Below are 15,290 nucleotides of genomic sequence, written 5' to 3'. Positions count from 1 at the left end.
TTTTTATACCTGTGTTACCCGCCGCGTAATCGTAATAAAATGAGCTTTATATTTCAAAGATTATAATTTTATAAAAATCGTAATTGTGTATATTCTGTGGGAATGAGACAATCCTCTGCCCTAATACACTGCGGATAGAATCCTGCCTCAAAACCCAACTCAAAAAGCCTATTCACAGCCTTTAGCTCCAGCTCACCCATTGATATAGAATCTGCATTTGCATAAAGATTAAGATACCTATCTAGCTCCTGTGCATTCACGCGCACCACCCCTCGCTCTAAAAGCATGTGGCTAAGGAGACGCTTATTTTGCACGGCAATTTGCACGGCTTTTGTGAGAATATTTTCGCATTCTATGGCAGTGGTAAGAGGCAAAGATCGGCGCAAAGCCATACCGCCAAGTGGCAAGGGCAAGTCCCATCCGCTTAAATCTTGCCATATATCCCATATCTCTGCTTCTACGCATAGATTCTCATTGAAATTCAGAATAGATTCGTGGATAAGCACACCTGCATCAACCTCATCGCTTAACACGGCAGATTCAATATCTAAAAAATTTTTGTATATAATCTTTGCATGAGGATAGGCTAAGCGGAAAATCATCGCATTAGTGGTATGCTCCCCACTTAGAGCGACTTTAAAATGTTTTTTAAGCATTTTATCTTTACGTCTAATAAGCTTTGGTCCATAGCCATTGCCAAAGCTCACGCCCGTGCGTAAAAGCGCATAATCTTGCACAATAAGCGGATAAAGGGCAAAGGAAATCGCGCTAATATCATACTCGCCCTGTAAGGTCGCAAAATTAAGTGTTTGAATGTCTTTAGCCGTATTGGAAAATTGTAATTTTGTAGAATCTACCCACCCAAAAACTATCGCATAATACATAAATAAATCATCAGCATCAGGGCTATGGGCGAGTTTTATCATAGTGTCTCCTCAAAGTTTTATGTCAAATTATAAGGATAATTTAGTCAAACTTAGATAAAATCTAAACTCATTTCACGTTCACGCAAAACAGAAAGGATATAAATGGTAGATGAGAAAAAGCAAAAAGCTATTGAACTTGCTTTGAAGCAAATTGATAAAGCCTTTGGCAAGGGTGCTTTGGTGCGATTAGGTGATAAACAGGTAGAAAAAGTAGAGTGTATATCCACGGGCTCGCTTGGGCTTGATATGGCTCTAGGCATAGGTGGTGTGCCTAAGGGTAGGATTATTGAAATCTATGGACCAGAATCAAGTGGAAAGACGACTTTAAGCTTACAAATCGTGGCAGAATGTCAAAAAAATGGCGGTATTTGCGCATTCATAGACGCAGAACATGCCCTTGACGTATATTACGCTAAACGTTTGGGTGTAGATACAGAGAATCTGCTTGTATCTCAGCCTGATACGGGAGAACAGGCATTAGAGATTCTAGAAACGCTCACACGTAGCGGTGCAGTGGATTTAATAGTTATAGATTCGGTAGCAGCCCTCACGCCTAAAGCAGAGATTGAAGGCGATATGGGAGACCAACACGTAGGCTTACAAGCACGGCTTATGAGCCACGCTTTGCGTAAGATTACAGGTGTATTACACAAGATGAATGCGACTTTGATTTTTATTAATCAAATTCGTATGAAAATTGGCGTAATGGGCTATGGTAGTCCAGAGACTACTACTGGTGGGAATGCGCTAAAATTTTATGCGAGTGTGCGTATTGATGTACGCCGTATCGCAACATTGAAGCAAAATGACCAGCAAATCGGAAATCGCACAAAAGCAAAAGTAGTGAAAAATAAAGTCGCTCCACCTTTCCGCGAAGCAGAGTTTGATATTATGTTTGGCGAGGGTATTAGCAAAGAGGGCGAGATTATCGATTATGGCATCAAGCTTGATCTTATCGATAAAAGTGGTGCGTGGCTTAGTTACAATGACAAAAAGCTTGGGCAAGGACGCGAGAATGCAAAACTGCTCTTAAAAGAGGATAAGGCATTAGCAGAGGAGATTATTGCAAAGATTAAGGAGCAAATTGGCGCTCAAGATGAGATTCTGCCTTTACCCGATGAGCCAGAATCTAATGAGTAAATATATCTTTTAGGAGAATACAATGGTTTATATCGAACATATTGACGCACAAGAAGTAATGGATAGTCGTGGGAATCCCACAGTAAAAGCTATGGTAAGACTAAGCGATGGCACGAGGGCATCGGCTATCGTGCCAAGTGGTGCAAGCACAGGCAAGAGAGAAGCGCTCGAATTACGCGATGGCGATAAGGATAGATATTTAGGAAAAGGTGTTTTGAAAGCCTGTGCGAACATTAAAACAGAGATTGCCACACAGCTTAATGGCGTCTCCCCCTACGATCAAAGCAAGATTGATTTGATCCTAAAAAAAATAGATGATACAGATAATTATTCAAAACTTGGTGCAAATGCGACTTTGGGTGTGAGTATGGCGATTGCTAGAGCGAGTGCGCAGTCTTTGCATTTACCCCTTTATCGCTATTTGGGCGGGAGCAATGCACTTACTATCCCCACCCCTATGCTTAATATTATTAATGGTGGCTCTCACGCAGATAATACGGTAGATTTTCAAGAATATATGATTATGCCTTTAGGCTTTGATAGCTTTGCAGAAAGCCTGTGTGCCTCTGCTGAAGTCTATCATCACTTAAAAGCTATTTTAAACGAGCAAGGCCATATTACGAGCATTGGTGATGAAGGAGGATTCGCTCCAAATCTAAAAAACAATGAAGAGCCCATTGAAGTGATTTTAAAGGCTATTGAAAAGGCAGGGTATAAGCCGCTTGAAGAGATTGCTATCGCGCTTGATGTCGCAAGTAGTGAGCTTGTAGGCAAAGATAGTATGTATCATCTAGCAGGAGAGGGCAAGGTGTTAGATAGTGCAGGTATGATTGAATATTATGAGAATCTTATTGCAAAATATCCTATTGTGTCAATTGAAGATGGGCTAAGTGAAGATGATTGGGAGGGGTGGAAGCTCCTCACACAGAAGCTTGGCAACAAGATTCAGCTTGTGGGAGATGATTTGTTTGTTACCAATAAAAAAATCTTGCAAGAGGGTATTAATTCAAATATTGCTAATGCCATTTTAATTAAACCTAATCAAATTGGCACGGTGAGTGAGACAATGCAAAGTATGCGCTTGGCTCAACGCAATAATTACAAGTGCATTATGAGCCATCGCAGCGGTGAGAGTGAAGATACCTTTATCGCAGATTTTGCCGTAGCACTTAATACTGGTGAGATTAAGACAGGCTCAACGGCACGAAGTGAGAGAATTGCAAAATACAATCGTTTGCTTGAGATTGAACGTGAAATAAGCGACACAGAATACATAGGAAAAACGCTTTTCAAACGATAGGATAAGAGGTTTATGGAACACGAAGAGATACTAGAAAATCCTTCAAAGATATGGCGATGGCTTTACACCAATCGCATTTGGCTTCTTGTATTTGGGCTTGTTGTGATAGGCGGATTTTATATGGGCTTATTGCTTTTTGGGAATAATTCTGTGGAGGTGCTTTTACGCTTGCGGGCGCAAAAGGCACATTTGATAGAGGAGGCACAAATTATTGAATTACAAAATGCACGTTTGCAAAAGCAGATTTTTGATTTAAAGGGAGCAAACCTTGAAAAATAATATATGGATAGGCTGTGTATGTTTATGCTGTACTTTGCTGCTTTGGGCAAGGGACAATCCTTTTGAAACCGTGATTACACAAAAAGCAGAAGAGCATAAGCCTCCTACTATGAATCAAGACCCGCTCTCAAGTGTGGAGTTTGTGTTACCAAGCACGGCGAGGATTCTTAAAAGCGTGCAGGTTACCTATCAAAACCTTGATGGCTCTATTGAAAACAAAACTATTCAACTTGATGAAAGCATTGATTGGCATTATCCATTGCTTATTGCTCAAAAAGCACAGGGAGCACCTTATAGTGCAGAAAATCGCTTTAAACTAGGCGAGTTTGAGCTGATAGTTAATAGAAATACACTTTTTATCGCCACACGTAAGAAAATGCTACGTGATTTTGTATTGCCTGAACCCTATCGACTTGTGATTGATATTGAAGGCGCAAGAGACAATCAATCTCAAAAAACCAAGTTGAATAAAAAATATTTTAGTGGTGCGGAGATTTCTACACACGAAGGATTTTATAGAATCTCCCTTGATTTAGATGGACGTTATAAATACACTATTTCACCTCAAAGTGATGGCTTTATAGTAACTTTGGAGTAGGATTTGGAAAATATCGTTCTCATTGGCTTTATGGGCAGTGGTAAAACTACTATCGGTAGAGAAATCGCATTGCTTGGTGGGAGATTCTTGCTTGATACAGACCATATCATAGAGCAAAATATGGGTAAGAGTGTGAGTGAAATTTTTGAATCAGTAGGGGAAGAGGGCTTCCGCCGTATAGAATCTCAACTTATTTTATGGCTTTCTGCAAATGTAAAAAATGCCATAATCGCCACAGGCGGAGGTATGCCTATCTATAATGATATAAGCTATTTGGGTAAGGTATTTTGGCTTGATGTAAGCTTTGAATCTATCCTTAAACGTCTTAATACGGCTCAAATCAATCAGCGCCCACTCTTTGCAGATGCGAATCAAGCAAAGCAGCTTTATGATGAGCGCAAAAAGATATATGAGAAACAAGCTCATTACATTGTAAGTGGAGATACTTCTGTAAATGAGGTAGCACGTAAGATTGTTGAATGTATGGAGAGGGGCAATGAAATTTCTCTCTTAAAGCCACAAAGCTAATGTTTTGGGTGGATATATTAAAGTTTGATATTTTGCATTTTTTTGTTACAATTCGCGCTTAAACCTAGAAAGGCAAGGGTATTATAAATTGGAGTTTATTAATCTTAAAGCGCAGTATGAAAGCTATAAAAAAGACATTAATAGAGCGATACAAGATGTATTGCAATCATCGCAATTCATTATGGGAAAAGCAGTAAGTGATTTAGAATCCACATTGAGTGCTTATGTAGGGGCAAAACAAGCCATAGCCTGTAGTAGTGGGACCGACGCACTGATTTTAACACTTATGGCATTAGATATAAAAAAAGGCGATGAGGTGATTACCTCTCCATTTAGCTTTATTGCAAGTGTAGAGGCGATTATGCTTTTGGGCGCGAAGCCTGTATTTGCGGATATTGATGAAAAGAGCTATAATCTCTGCCCCACAAAGCTTGAGGGTGCTATCACTCCTCATACAAAGGCAATTATCCCTGTATCGATTTTTGGGCAAATGGCAGATATGGAATCTATTAATGCCATTGCCGCAAAGCATCATATTCCTGTGATTGAAGATGCCGCGCAAAGCTTTGGAGCAAGTGAGACTTATAGTGATGGGAAGAGTGTAAAATCGTGTAATGCAAGCATTATGGCTACCACAAGCTTTTTTCCTAGTAAGCCATTGGGCTGCTATGGTGATGGGGGAGCAGTGTTTAGCAATGATGAATCCTTAGCGCAAAAAATCCGTTATTTACTAAATCACGGGCAGACAAAGCGATATGAACATCACTTTATAGGCTTAAATGCTCGGCTTGATGCACTCCAAGCAGCTATTTTAAATGTGAAACTCACGCATTTAGATACAGAAATTGCTAAACGACAAAAAGTAGCGCAATATTATAATGAACATCTTAAAGGCGTGATTACACCATTTGTCAAAAGTAGCGATACAAGCGCCTATGCGCAATACTCAATCCTCACCAAAAATCGTGTCGATATGATGAAAAAATTAGAATCTGCGCAGATTCCCTATGCAGTGCATTATCCTATCCCTTTACATTTACAGGAAGTCGTGCAAAAAGCCTATCCTTATAAAAAGGGTGATTTCCCTGTGAGTGAGGCAGTGTGTGATGAGATTCTCTCGCTTCCATTTAGTCCATTTATCACGCAAGAAGAGCAAAATAAGGTTATAGAGGCAATCAATGGATAAGCCGATGAAAATCGCCCTTTTTGGCATTGGGAAAATGGGGCAGAACCACCTTAGAATCTTAAGTATGCTTAAAGATGTGGAGATTGCTTTTCTCTATGATACTAATGTAGAGCTATGTGAGGAGCTAGGCAAGAAATTTGGTATCAAAATGCTTGAAAATCTTGATACGGATTTAAAAAGCTGCGATGGTGCAATTATCGTAACGCCCACTTTCACGCATTTTGACTATATTAATAAAGTCAGCGATTATGTGAAAAATATTTTTGTAGAAAAGCCCCTTACCAATACCTTAGAATCTACGCAAGTCATCGTGGATTTAGCCCAAGATAAGGGGCTTAATATACAAGTAGGATTTATCGAGCGCTACAATCCTGCGGTGATTACATTAAAGCATATTTTAGCCTCTAATACAGATAAGATTATTAATATTGACTTTATCCGCACCAACAAGATGAGCTCACGCATTACTGATGTTGATGTGGTGATTGATTTGATGATACACGATATTGATTTGGCTCTAAATTTTAATGGTGATGTGCGGGATATTTACGCACATGGTGTAGTCATAGATGGTATGATAGAGTATGCAAGGGCGTGTATCGTGCATACCAATGGTGCATTTTCTAATATTGTCGCCTCCCGCATTACAGAGAAAAGACGGCGGCAAATCAGTGTAACAACGTATAATGAATATATTGATTGCAATTTGCTTCGTAAGGAAGTGTTTGTTGATAAGCAAAGCGTGGAACAAAGAATGGATAATGTATCTATTAGTGCCAATACAGAGACGATTGAGGTGCGGGGGCAGGAGAGCTTACTTTCAGAGTTAATTGACTTTGTGAGGTTATGCAAGGGCTCAATGCCATCTTTAACAGATAATCGCCCTAACCACAACGATGGTATGAGGGCTATGCAAATTGCTCATAAGATTCAAGATATTATCCACAAGACATATACATAAAGATTCTATGATTATGCTGTATGCAAATAGCAATGAATATTCCACTTGAATAAAAATGAAGGTATGAATCTAAGCCCTAAAACTATCTTAATAAGTGTGGATAAGCACTTTGTGTCAATGTGGTGTTTTACACAACAGCAAAGATATAATAGAATCTAACCAATGAAACTGGCTTGATGATGCCAACCCACACTTGCAAATTGTATGAGTAAATTATAAGTGTATCCTTCAGGTGCGAAGTGGAGATTTGACTGCACACAAAGTAAGACTTGTGGAGTTTTATCGCATTAGCAAAGGCATAATAATACCTACTTCATATTGCGAATTTTAGTTATCTCATCGCGCAGACGTGCAGCCTCTTCAAATTCTAGTGCCTTAGCTGCTGTGTGCATTTGTTTGCTTAACTCTTTGATGATTCTATCCCGCTCACTTTTAGGAATCTTCTTGCTATTTTTTTCATAGAGTTTGCCTAATCCGCTTGATTCCATCTTTAGCTCTTGCTCTACATTCCTTTGCACCGATGTGGGTATAATATTATGGAGGCGATTGAAAGCTTGCTGCTTGCTGCGGCGATAGTCAGTAATCTCAAATGCCCTTTTCATAGACTGCGTGATATGTTGTGCGTAGAGAATCACCTTGCCATCGACATTACGTGCAGCTCGTCCCATCGTTTGTATGAGGCTCGTTTCAGAGCGCAAAAATCCCTCTTTGTCCGCGTCCATAATGGCAATCAGACTCACCTCTGGCAAATCCAACCCCTCGCGCAAGAGATTAATCCCAATAAGCACATCAAACTCCCCAAGCCTTAGGGCGCGTATGAGATGATTGCGCTCAATCGCGTCAATATCGCTGTGCATATAGCGCACCTTAATGCCTAGCTCTCCATAATACTTGCTTAATTCCTCTGCCATTTTTTTTGTCAAAGTGGTGATAAGCACTCGCTGATTTTGAGCAATCCTTAGCTTTATCTCATCATACAAATCAAGCACCGCGTTATTCGAATCCCGCACTTCATAGAGCGGGTCAAGCAGCCCGGTGGGGCGGATAATCTGCTCGGCTATATATTCTCCACTTAGCTCTAACTCCTTTTGTGCAGGTGTAGCGGATACAAAGAGAAAGTGCGGGGCTTTAGTGATAAACTCATCAAATCGTAAAGGGCGGTTATCAAGCGCACTAGGCAGTCTAAAACCATATTCTACAAGCACTTCCTTGCGGCTTCTATCCCCTGCATACATACCGCCAAATTGTGGTAAACTCACGTGAGATTCATCAACTATTAGCAAATAGGGCTTTTTCTTTTGTTCAAAATAATCTAAAAGGGAGTAGGGTGTTTCCCCGGCTTCCTTGCCTGTGAGATGTCGTGCATAGTTTTCTATCCCCTTGCAAATGCCACTCTCGCGTATCATTTCTAAATCAAACTCTGTGCGTCCTTTGAGGCGTTGATATTCCACTTGTTTATTATCTCTTTCAAACTCATTTAAACGTGTCTCTAGCTCGGATTCTATATTGTGTAGCGCAGTTTGTAACCTCTGAGCGCTTACAATGAATTGATTAGCACTATATAGGACAAAGGATTGTAGATTGGCTAAATGTGTGCGCTCTAATGCCTCAAATACGCCAATGCGCTCAATCTCGTCGCCGAAAAATTCTATGCAGATAAATTCATTTTCATTGTAAGCAGGAAAAATATCTATCACCTCTCCATTCACACGGAAATTCCCCCGCTCAAATACCATATCATTGCGCGTATAGCCCATATCTACGAGCTTTAAAAGCAATGCTTTTTGCTGATATTCTGCGCCTACTTCGAGCTTTTCTATCATACTAAGATATTCTGCAGGATTCCCTAAGCCATAGTTTGCTGATACACTTGCTACGACAATCACATCATCATAGGCTAGAAGCGAAGTGGTAGCCGATAGTCGCAATCGCTCCAAATCCTCATTAATGCTAGAATCTTTTTCTATAAACAAATCGCGGCGGGGAATATAGGCTTCAGGCTGATAATAATCAAAATGCGAGATGAAATATTCTACATGATTTTGCGGGAAGAATCCGCGAAATTCGCTATAAAGCTGCGCAGCAAGGGTTTTATTATGTGTCATAATGAGGGTTGGGATATTAAGCCTGGCGATGATGTTTGCCATCGTGTAGGTTTTGCCACTACCTGTAACACCTATGAGCGTGCTGTATTGTGCGCCATTGCTGATAAAGTTAGTGATTTTCTCAATCGCTTGAGGTTGGTCTCCTGCGGGGGTGTATGCAGAATTTAAGATAAATTTTGGCATTTTTTGGCGCACTCCTTGTTGATTTTGTGTTAAGATTATACTTTATTTTCACCACATAAAAGGATTGCAAGATGAATAATGTAATGGAGAGGCTTTCCCAAAAGATTGAGGAAATGCTTACAAAAATCGCCTCCCAAAAAGATGAAATAGGTTCATTACAGCTTGAAATCGCCTCCTTGAAAGCACAAAATGAGGCTAAAGATAGTCAAATTTCTAATCTCTATGAGGAGATTGCTTCAAAGGATAGAGGTTTTGAGGGTTTATTTGCAAAAATCGATGAGGGCTTGAAACAATGATAGATGAAAGCCTAGAAATCGCGCTTAATGGCAAACGTTATGTGATTTCTCTAAAACCCTTGCATAATGAGGTGAAGGCGGAGTTAAAGTCTGTTTTCACCCGCGAGATTGACGCCCTAGAATTACTCAAACTCTACATCACAAAGGCACAAGAATACACCCTTATCTGTCAATCATTAGAAAATCTCTACAAAAGCCTTGAGGGTATGGATACGCCTCTTCCACACAACAATGTGCAGATTCAGGCACTTTAGAGCATTTCATTGTTTTATTATCTCATTGCCCCCCTTGCGCTAAAAACGCCTCCTTTGGCCTATCAATGCGAAGTAGAATGCGAAATATACGATATTTGCGCTATTGAAGTGCGCAATAAGGCATATTTAGGCATAGTTATCTCTACTTTAGATAAACCCACTTTTACCTGCAAGAGCGCTCATAAGAGCGATAAGTATTTTTTGTCTTTTCAAAAGATTCTTGCATCTTTTATTGCACAATATTATTGCGTGAGCGTGGGAGAGAGTTTCGGGCTATTTGTGCCGCAAAAGATGCAAGAGCCACATTTAGAATGCATCCAAGTGCCATTGCTCCATACGCTCAATGCAGAGCAAGAGGGCGCATTAGCCTTTCGTCAAACGCATAAGAATCCCCTGCTTTTTGGTGATACGGGTAGTGGTAAAACAGAGATTTATATACATCTTATCGCGCAAACCTTGCAAAAAGCACAAAGCGCACTCTTTCTAATGCCTGAAATCGCGCTCACTCCACAGATAGAATCTCGCCTTAAGGCAGTGTTTGGCGATATGGTGGGGATTTGGCATTCTAAAGTAACACAAAAGCAAAAAAAGCAGATTTTACAAGGTTTATATGAGGGGAGTATTCGCGTGATTGCTGGAGCTAGAAGTGCATTGTTTCTACCTATTGCCTCTCTTGGGTTGATTATTATTGATGAGGAACACGATGATGCCTATAAGTCGCAAAGCTCCCCGCGATACAATGCGCGTGATATTGCGCTGTATTTAGGACAAAAAAGTGATGTTAGGGTGATTTTAGGCTCGGCTACACCAAGTGCTGCAAGTTATTATCACGCCTTGAAACATAAAAGTATGTATCGTTTAAAGGGGCGGTATTTTGGCTCAAGTAAACATATAAAGATTCTACCCCCGCCTAGTGCCTTAAATACGATAAATAGCACACAAAATAGGATAAATGAGATTTTAGGCGAAGAAATCATTACAAAAATGGCAACAAGCCTTTCTCAAAAGCAGCAAGTTATCGTATTTTTGCCTACTCGCGCACATTATAAAATGCTCGTGTGTAGCGCGTGTGGAAGTGGTTGCGAATGTGAGTTCTGCTCGGTGAATATGTCCTTGCACCTTGATAAAAATGCCCTTGTATGCCATTATTGTCATTTTTGTAAGCCTATCCCTACACTCTGTCCGCAATGTCAAAGGGATACCCTGCATACATATCGCATAGGTACGGCACAAGTAGCGCAAATTCTAAGTGAGGCACTACCACAGGCGAGAATCGCTCTTTTTGATAGGGATAATATTACTACGCATAAGAAGCTTAAAAGCGTATTAGGGGCGTTTAATAAGGGGGAAATTGATGTGCTTGTAGGCACACAAATGTTAAGCAAGGGACATGATTATCATCGTGTGAATCTCGCCATCGTGCTAGGCATTGATTACATCTTAAAAAGTAACGACTATCGCTGTAATGAGAGGGCTATTAGTTTGCTTCATCAAATCGCTGGACGTAGCGGACGCAAAGATAATGGCGAAGTGTATATACAAAGTGCTAATGGTGCGTTTTTGCAGCCATTTATGGAGGATTATGAGGATTTTTTACGTTATGAATTAGAGACAAGACCACCCATTTATCCACCACATCAGCGACTAGCCACACTCACCTTTTCACACAAAAAGGAGCAAATCGCCCTCAAATGCCTTGAGAGGGTGCATAACTTTCTCTATCAAATCAAACCAAAAGAGGTAGAAATCGTAGGAGAAAGTAGAGCATTGCTCGGGCGGCTTTATGATAAATATCGCTTTGTGCTTTTATTGCGTTCATACTCTACAAACGCACTTTTAAAGGTGCTGCATACATTGCAAAGCAATGAAAAAGTGCGTGGGAGTTGTGAAATAGACATCGACCCTCTTAGCATAATATAATGTATTGAGCGTATAATTTGCTTATGAGTAATGTGTCCTTAAGGGTGAGCGTGATGGACAATCCCGCAGTAACAAAGTCACGAGGATAATTACTCCACGCGAGTGAGGCTTAAGTGTGTCATAAAAATTATTACAGGAGTGGATATGAAGGTTGCTATATCGTGTGTATCGCCATTGGTACAGAGTAGCTTAAACTTTTTTTTGAAAGATTTGTGTGTAAGCGAGGTGGAATGTGATTTTATCATTACTGATGATGAGCAAAAGCAAAGTTCTAAGCCTTTGTGCCTAGTGATTGATGAGCCATATTCGCATATCCGCAAACCCTTTAGTGAAAAGACCTTACAGGAAGATTTGAAAGCCTTTTGTGAAAAGTTGCAATACAGCTCTAAATATAAAAAAGAGGTGCAGGGCTTCCCCCAAGATATGAAGCCATTTTCTCCGCCTATGTCGCCACCAAGCTACCCACAGGGCAAAGAAGATAGCCTTGAAGAGCAGATTTATAGGCTTTGTGAGCAGAGCGCGAGAGAGCTTACAGGCAAGATTCTTGCATTGCTTAAGTCGCAAGGGGATAAATGAAAAGAGCAGATTCTAAAGTAAAATTTACCATTCAAGCGGGGAGACTCAAACATCTTAACTTGATTTATAACCCAAATCAAGGCACACGCCCGACAAAATCTATCGTGCGGGAATCATTTTTCAACACCATAGGGGCGCAGATAATTGATAGTGTGTTTATTGAAGCATTTGCTGGCTGTGGCTCAATGGGGATTGAAGCTCTTTCACGTGGGGCGTGTAAAAGTATATTTTATGAACTAGATAAAGCAGCTTATGATATTCTGTGCGAGAATCTTGCCCTTGCACAAAAGCGAGAGCCTACACTTCAGTTTTACGCTCATAATGCCGATTTTTTTACCCAAACACTTGAAGACTATCAAAATACTCAAGTGATTTTGTATCTTGATCCACCATTTTGTATACGTGAGGGTAAAGAAGGCATATATAAGCGGCTTATTGGCAAGATAGAAAATCTCAAGGAGTATGATATAGCTTTAATTGTTTTTGAACATTGGAGTGAGTATAATATGCCTCACATTATTGGGGCATATAGACAACTCAAAATGCGTCAGTTTGGTAAAAGTACACTGACTTATTACACAGCAAAGGATTAAAATGGCAGAAGAAGAAAAAGAATCAAAGGGTGGAGAAAAGAAGAGTAAGGCAATTTTGTTTGTCGTAGCGGGTATTATAGTGGTGCTTTTACTTTTAATAGGCATTGTGCTTGTGTTTGCACTCAGTGGAGGACACGAAGAAGAGGCGAGCCAAGAAGCACCACAAGTCCAAACACAATCTCAAAGTACAACTGCACAGCAACCAACCAAGATTGTTGTGGGGAGCACAATTGCTGTGCGCAGCACCGATAAATTTGCACCGGGATTAATTTATCCTGCAGAAGGACCAGTCCCTTTCACTGTGAATCTTATGACACAAACAGGCAAAAGGTATTTGAAAGCAAGCATGCAGTTTGAACTTGATAAAGATGAGATGAAAGCAAATGCGACTAGGGCTGAACTTGATAAAAAAATGCCTATGCTCAAAGATACAATTATCGAAATTCTCTCATCAAAATCTATTGAAGACATAGCCACTACAAAGGGTAAAAATCGTGTGAAAGATGAGATTGTCAAACGCATTAATGAGTTTTTGATTGATGGGCAAGTTTATGATGTATTTTTTGTGGATTTTGTGGTGAGTTAAGGGTGATAGGCATTGATATTGTGAGTATCGCGCGTATTCGCACTTTCATAGAGCGATTTGGTGAGAATGCTTTAAGACGTTTTTTATCAAAAGACGAGATGGCTCTTTGCCTTTTAGATACTCATTATGCAGGGGTGGATTCTGTAAATATCTCTCGTGTGGCTGGATTTTGGGCTGCAAAGGAAGCCTGCGCTAAAGCATTGGGTGTAGGCATTGGGCGGGAGCTAGGATTCTTAGATATATATATTAGCAAAACAGCAAAAAATGCCCCCAACATAAAGCTTGATGATAAGAAAATGGCTACCTTTAAGATAAAAGAAATTTCACTTAGCATTAGCCACGATGGAGGATTTGCCATAGCAGCAGTGTTTTGCGCTTCTTGTGGATAAGTTTATATTCTTAAAACATTAATTAATAATATTGAGCTTTCTTATCCTGCTATATTTCCGTGCGTGTGAGGTAAAAACGTGAGCGAAGGCAGTGTATTTTGATACAAAAATTGCTAAAAAATGATCACTATGGTGATTATCTACTGGGGGTTCTGGGCTGGACACGCTATGAGAGATTCCAATTCCATAATGTCGTATTATCAAAATATACGACATTATGAGGTTGATTGCCCGAAGTGATTACCTTGTGTAAAAGTCTTTTGCAGGAGAATCCTAGAGATGTGCATAACGTGTCTTTGCTAGAGGGTACATTAGTGTGTAAAGAGATATAGGGCTTTGTTTTGGATTTTGCTATAATTTCTTGTTTAAAGGCAAAAAGTCGATTTTGCTACCTGTGAAAAAAACTAGCAGTAATTGTTCACAGCAGCGTAGTTTTTAAAGAATGACTAACATAAAGAGGTTTTTATAATGTATACACAAGGAAAAGGCTTATCTTTCTATCGTTTTGCAATACCTTTTGCGTGGCTTTCCTCTTTATATGCAATTGATTATTCCGGCTCTTTGCCCTCCTCTATATCATTGAATGGTGGCACACGTAGTGATAAGGTTACAGCTAGAAGTTCTCAAGGTTGGCAAGTCTCAACCATAGGCTCTATTAGTGGTTCTGCTTTTAGCATAAGGGGTGTGGCAAATTCCCAATACACACTTACTTTTGAAAGTCCTACAAATATTAATGGTGTAACCTACTATAATGGTGGCATATCTATTGGAGACAACCTCCAAGTTAGCTTTACTAATCTCCATACTTTAGCTGTTCAACGGGGTAGTATGAGCGTAGGCAGTGGAGCACAATTCACACTTATTTCAAGTGGCACTACCATTAGTGCGCAGGGCACAGATTATGGTGGAGATTCTAAAGTGCGCTTTGGGCGAGGGACTTCTCTTATCTTAGCAAGTGGTGCAAATGCACGATTTACAAATGGAAATTTTTTTATCCACGATGGAAGTATTTTAGTTTCAGCTGGTGCGACTTTGTCAGTTGATGCGACTAGGGCTATCCGCATACAAAATGAGCTGACTAATAATGGCGGGACAATCACATTTGGTGGCAATGTTTATAATGTTGGTGGCAATGTAGGCACGCGTGCTAATACAACCACTTCAAACTTTACAAGCACCAACGGGACTATTAGTATAACAGGCAATTTTTACAATGGTGGGCAAGTGGAGAATAACGCAATAGATAGCACAGGTAGCGGATGGTTGAATGTATATGACCCCCCATTTGGTGGGGGTGGAAGCCTTATGCTCTATGGCGGAAGTATGAGTGTAACAGGTAGCATTACTTCTACTGGCGGCGGGAATAGAGGAGCTGGAACAATAATAGATGAAATACAGAGCTCAAGTATTGGAATCTATGGCGCGAGTTTAAGTGCGACAAATGGATTAAATAATCAAAGTGGTAGCACT

General features: G+C 40.2%; 16 protein-coding genes and 1 pseudogene. 15 read left to right on the top strand and 2 right to left on the bottom strand.

The genetic code is table 11. The features are described 5' to 3' along the window. Window positions 1–68 precede the first annotated feature (68 nt). A complete protein-coding gene (locus QZ289_RS09870) occupies window positions 69–926 on the bottom strand; it encodes an MqnA/MqnD/SBP family protein (protein ID WP_295702122.1) in 858 nt (285 codons plus the stop codon). 102 nt (window positions 927–1,028) lie between these two features. Here QZ289_RS09870 and recA point away from each other — a divergent pair, with 102 nt between their 5' ends. The 7 genes from recA to QZ289_RS09835 all read left to right on the top strand — a co-directional run bounded on the left by recA (window position 1,029) and on the right by QZ289_RS09835 (window position 6,918). After that, the gene (recA, locus tag QZ289_RS09865) at window positions 1,029–2,066 is read left to right on the top strand and encodes a recombinase RecA (protein ID WP_295702120.1); all 1,038 of its coding nucleotides are present in this window, start codon (window positions 1,029–1,031) and stop codon (window positions 2,064–2,066) included. 22 nt (window positions 2,067–2,088) lie between these two features. Then, window positions 2,089–3,366 (top strand): phosphopyruvate hydratase, encoded by a 1,278-nt coding sequence (gene eno, locus QZ289_RS09860; protein WP_295702118.1) that lies wholly within the window; start codon window positions 2,089–2,091, stop codon window positions 3,364–3,366. A 12-nt stretch (window positions 3,367–3,378) separates the two neighbouring features. Next, window positions 3,379–3,645 (top strand): hypothetical protein, encoded by a 267-nt coding sequence (locus QZ289_RS09855; protein ID WP_295702116.1) that lies wholly within the window; start codon window positions 3,379–3,381, stop codon window positions 3,643–3,645. After that, entirely contained in the window at window positions 3,635–4,243 is a 609-nt protein-coding gene (locus QZ289_RS09850) for an AMIN domain-containing protein (protein WP_295702114.1), read from the top strand. The genes QZ289_RS09855 and QZ289_RS09850 overlap by 11 nt, the downstream gene beginning before the upstream one ends. A gap of 3 nt (window positions 4,244–4,246) precedes the next feature. Continuing rightward, window positions 4,247–4,771 carry a shikimate kinase gene (locus tag QZ289_RS09845; protein ID WP_295702112.1) on the top strand — a complete coding sequence of 175 codons (525 nt, stop codon included), beginning with the start codon at window positions 4,247–4,249 and terminating at the stop codon, window positions 4,769–4,771. An 88-nt stretch (window positions 4,772–4,859) separates the two neighbouring features. Then, window positions 4,860–5,957 (top strand): DegT/DnrJ/EryC1/StrS aminotransferase family protein, encoded by a 1,098-nt coding sequence (locus QZ289_RS09840; protein WP_295702110.1) that lies wholly within the window; start codon window positions 4,860–4,862, stop codon window positions 5,955–5,957. Then, on the top strand, window positions 5,950–6,918 hold the full coding sequence (locus QZ289_RS09835) for a Gfo/Idh/MocA family oxidoreductase (RefSeq protein WP_295702108.1): 969 nt from the start codon (window positions 5,950–5,952) through the stop codon (window positions 6,916–6,918). The genes QZ289_RS09840 and QZ289_RS09835 overlap by 8 nt, the downstream gene beginning before the upstream one ends. Before the next feature lie 308 nt (window positions 6,919–7,226). Here the strand turns inward: QZ289_RS09835 and uvrB are convergent, their stop codons facing one another. Further along, a complete protein-coding gene (gene uvrB / locus QZ289_RS09830; RefSeq protein WP_295702106.1) occupies window positions 7,227–9,206 on the bottom strand; it encodes an excinuclease ABC subunit UvrB in 1,980 nt (659 codons plus the stop codon). 71 nt (window positions 9,207–9,277) lie between these two features. On the opposite strand from uvrB, the gene QZ289_RS09825 reads away from it, so the two are divergent. From QZ289_RS09825 to QZ289_RS09790, 8 genes and pseudogenes are all read left to right on the top strand, one after another. Further along, window positions 9,278–9,502, top strand: a complete 225-nt coding sequence (locus tag QZ289_RS09825; RefSeq protein ID WP_295702104.1) for a hypothetical protein — start codon at window positions 9,278–9,280, stop codon at window positions 9,500–9,502. Continuing rightward, window positions 9,499–9,756: a hypothetical protein gene (locus QZ289_RS09820; RefSeq protein WP_295702102.1), complete on the top strand. Its 258-nt coding sequence runs from the start codon at window positions 9,499–9,501 to the stop codon at window positions 9,754–9,756. Before QZ289_RS09825 ends, QZ289_RS09820 begins: the two co-directional genes overlap by 4 nt. A 9-nt stretch (window positions 9,757–9,765) precedes the next feature. Further along, window positions 9,766–11,676: a primosomal protein N' gene (locus QZ289_RS09815; RefSeq protein WP_295702100.1), complete on the top strand. Its 1,911-nt coding sequence runs from the start codon at window positions 9,766–9,768 to the stop codon at window positions 11,674–11,676. Between the two features lie 144 nt (window positions 11,677–11,820). Beyond that, entirely contained in the window at window positions 11,821–12,252 is a 432-nt protein-coding gene (locus QZ289_RS09810; protein ID WP_295702098.1) for a hypothetical protein, read from the top strand. Next, the gene (gene rsmD / locus QZ289_RS09805) at window positions 12,249–12,845 is read left to right on the top strand and encodes a 16S rRNA (guanine(966)-N(2))-methyltransferase RsmD (protein WP_295702096.1); all 597 of its coding nucleotides are present in this window, start codon (window positions 12,249–12,251) and stop codon (window positions 12,843–12,845) included. Before QZ289_RS09810 ends, rsmD begins: the two co-directional genes overlap by 4 nt. Window position 12,846: 1 nt before the next feature. Next, a complete protein-coding gene (gene fliL, locus QZ289_RS09800; protein ID WP_295702094.1) occupies window positions 12,847–13,431 on the top strand; it encodes a flagellar basal body-associated protein FliL in 585 nt (194 codons plus the stop codon). Window positions 13,432–13,433: 2 nt separating this feature from the next. Then, a complete protein-coding gene (gene acpS / locus QZ289_RS09795; protein WP_295702092.1) occupies window positions 13,434–13,820 on the top strand; it encodes a holo-ACP synthase in 387 nt (128 codons plus the stop codon). Between the two features lie 468 nt (window positions 13,821–14,288). Next, window positions 14,289–15,290 (top strand): annotated as a pseudogene (locus tag QZ289_RS09790) (hypothetical protein); the annotation flags it as partial.

It is taken from the genome of uncultured Helicobacter sp., from assembly GCF_910577135.1.
Classification (GTDB): Bacteria; Campylobacterota; Campylobacteria; order Campylobacterales; family Helicobacteraceae; genus Helicobacter_C; species Helicobacter_C mastomyrinus.
This window is presented reverse-complemented; position numbering and strand designations above follow the sequence as displayed.

Bases quoted from the DNA above. Each gene is read 5' to 3' on its own strand.
- QZ289_RS09870 (WP_295702122.1), bottom strand. From the start codon at position 926: ATGATAAAACTCGCCCATAGCCCTGATGCTGATGATTTATTTATGTAT.
- recA (WP_295702120.1), top strand. From the start codon at position 1,029: ATGGTAGATGAGAAAAAGCAAAAAGCTATTGAACTTGCTTTGAAGCAA.
- eno (WP_295702118.1), top strand. From the start codon at position 2,089: ATGGTTTATATCGAACATATTGACGCACAAGAAGTAATGGATAGTCGT.
- QZ289_RS09855 (WP_295702116.1), top strand. From the start codon at position 3,379: ATGGAACACGAAGAGATACTAGAAAATCCTTCAAAGATATGGCGATGG.
- QZ289_RS09835 (WP_295702108.1), top strand. From the start codon at position 5,950: ATGGATAAGCCGATGAAAATCGCCCTTTTTGGCATTGGGAAAATGGGG.
- uvrB (WP_295702106.1), bottom strand. From the start codon at position 9,206: ATGCCAAAATTTATCTTAAATTCTGCATACACCCCCGCAGGAGACCAA.
- QZ289_RS09825 (WP_295702104.1), top strand. From the start codon at position 9,278: ATGAATAATGTAATGGAGAGGCTTTCCCAAAAGATTGAGGAAATGCTT.
- QZ289_RS09820 (WP_295702102.1), top strand. From the start codon at position 9,499: ATGATAGATGAAAGCCTAGAAATCGCGCTTAATGGCAAACGTTATGTG.
- QZ289_RS09810 (WP_295702098.1), top strand. From the start codon at position 11,821: ATGAAGGTTGCTATATCGTGTGTATCGCCATTGGTACAGAGTAGCTTA.
- rsmD (WP_295702096.1), top strand. From the start codon at position 12,249: ATGAAAAGAGCAGATTCTAAAGTAAAATTTACCATTCAAGCGGGGAGA.
- fliL (WP_295702094.1), top strand. From the start codon at position 12,847: ATGGCAGAAGAAGAAAAAGAATCAAAGGGTGGAGAAAAGAAGAGTAAG.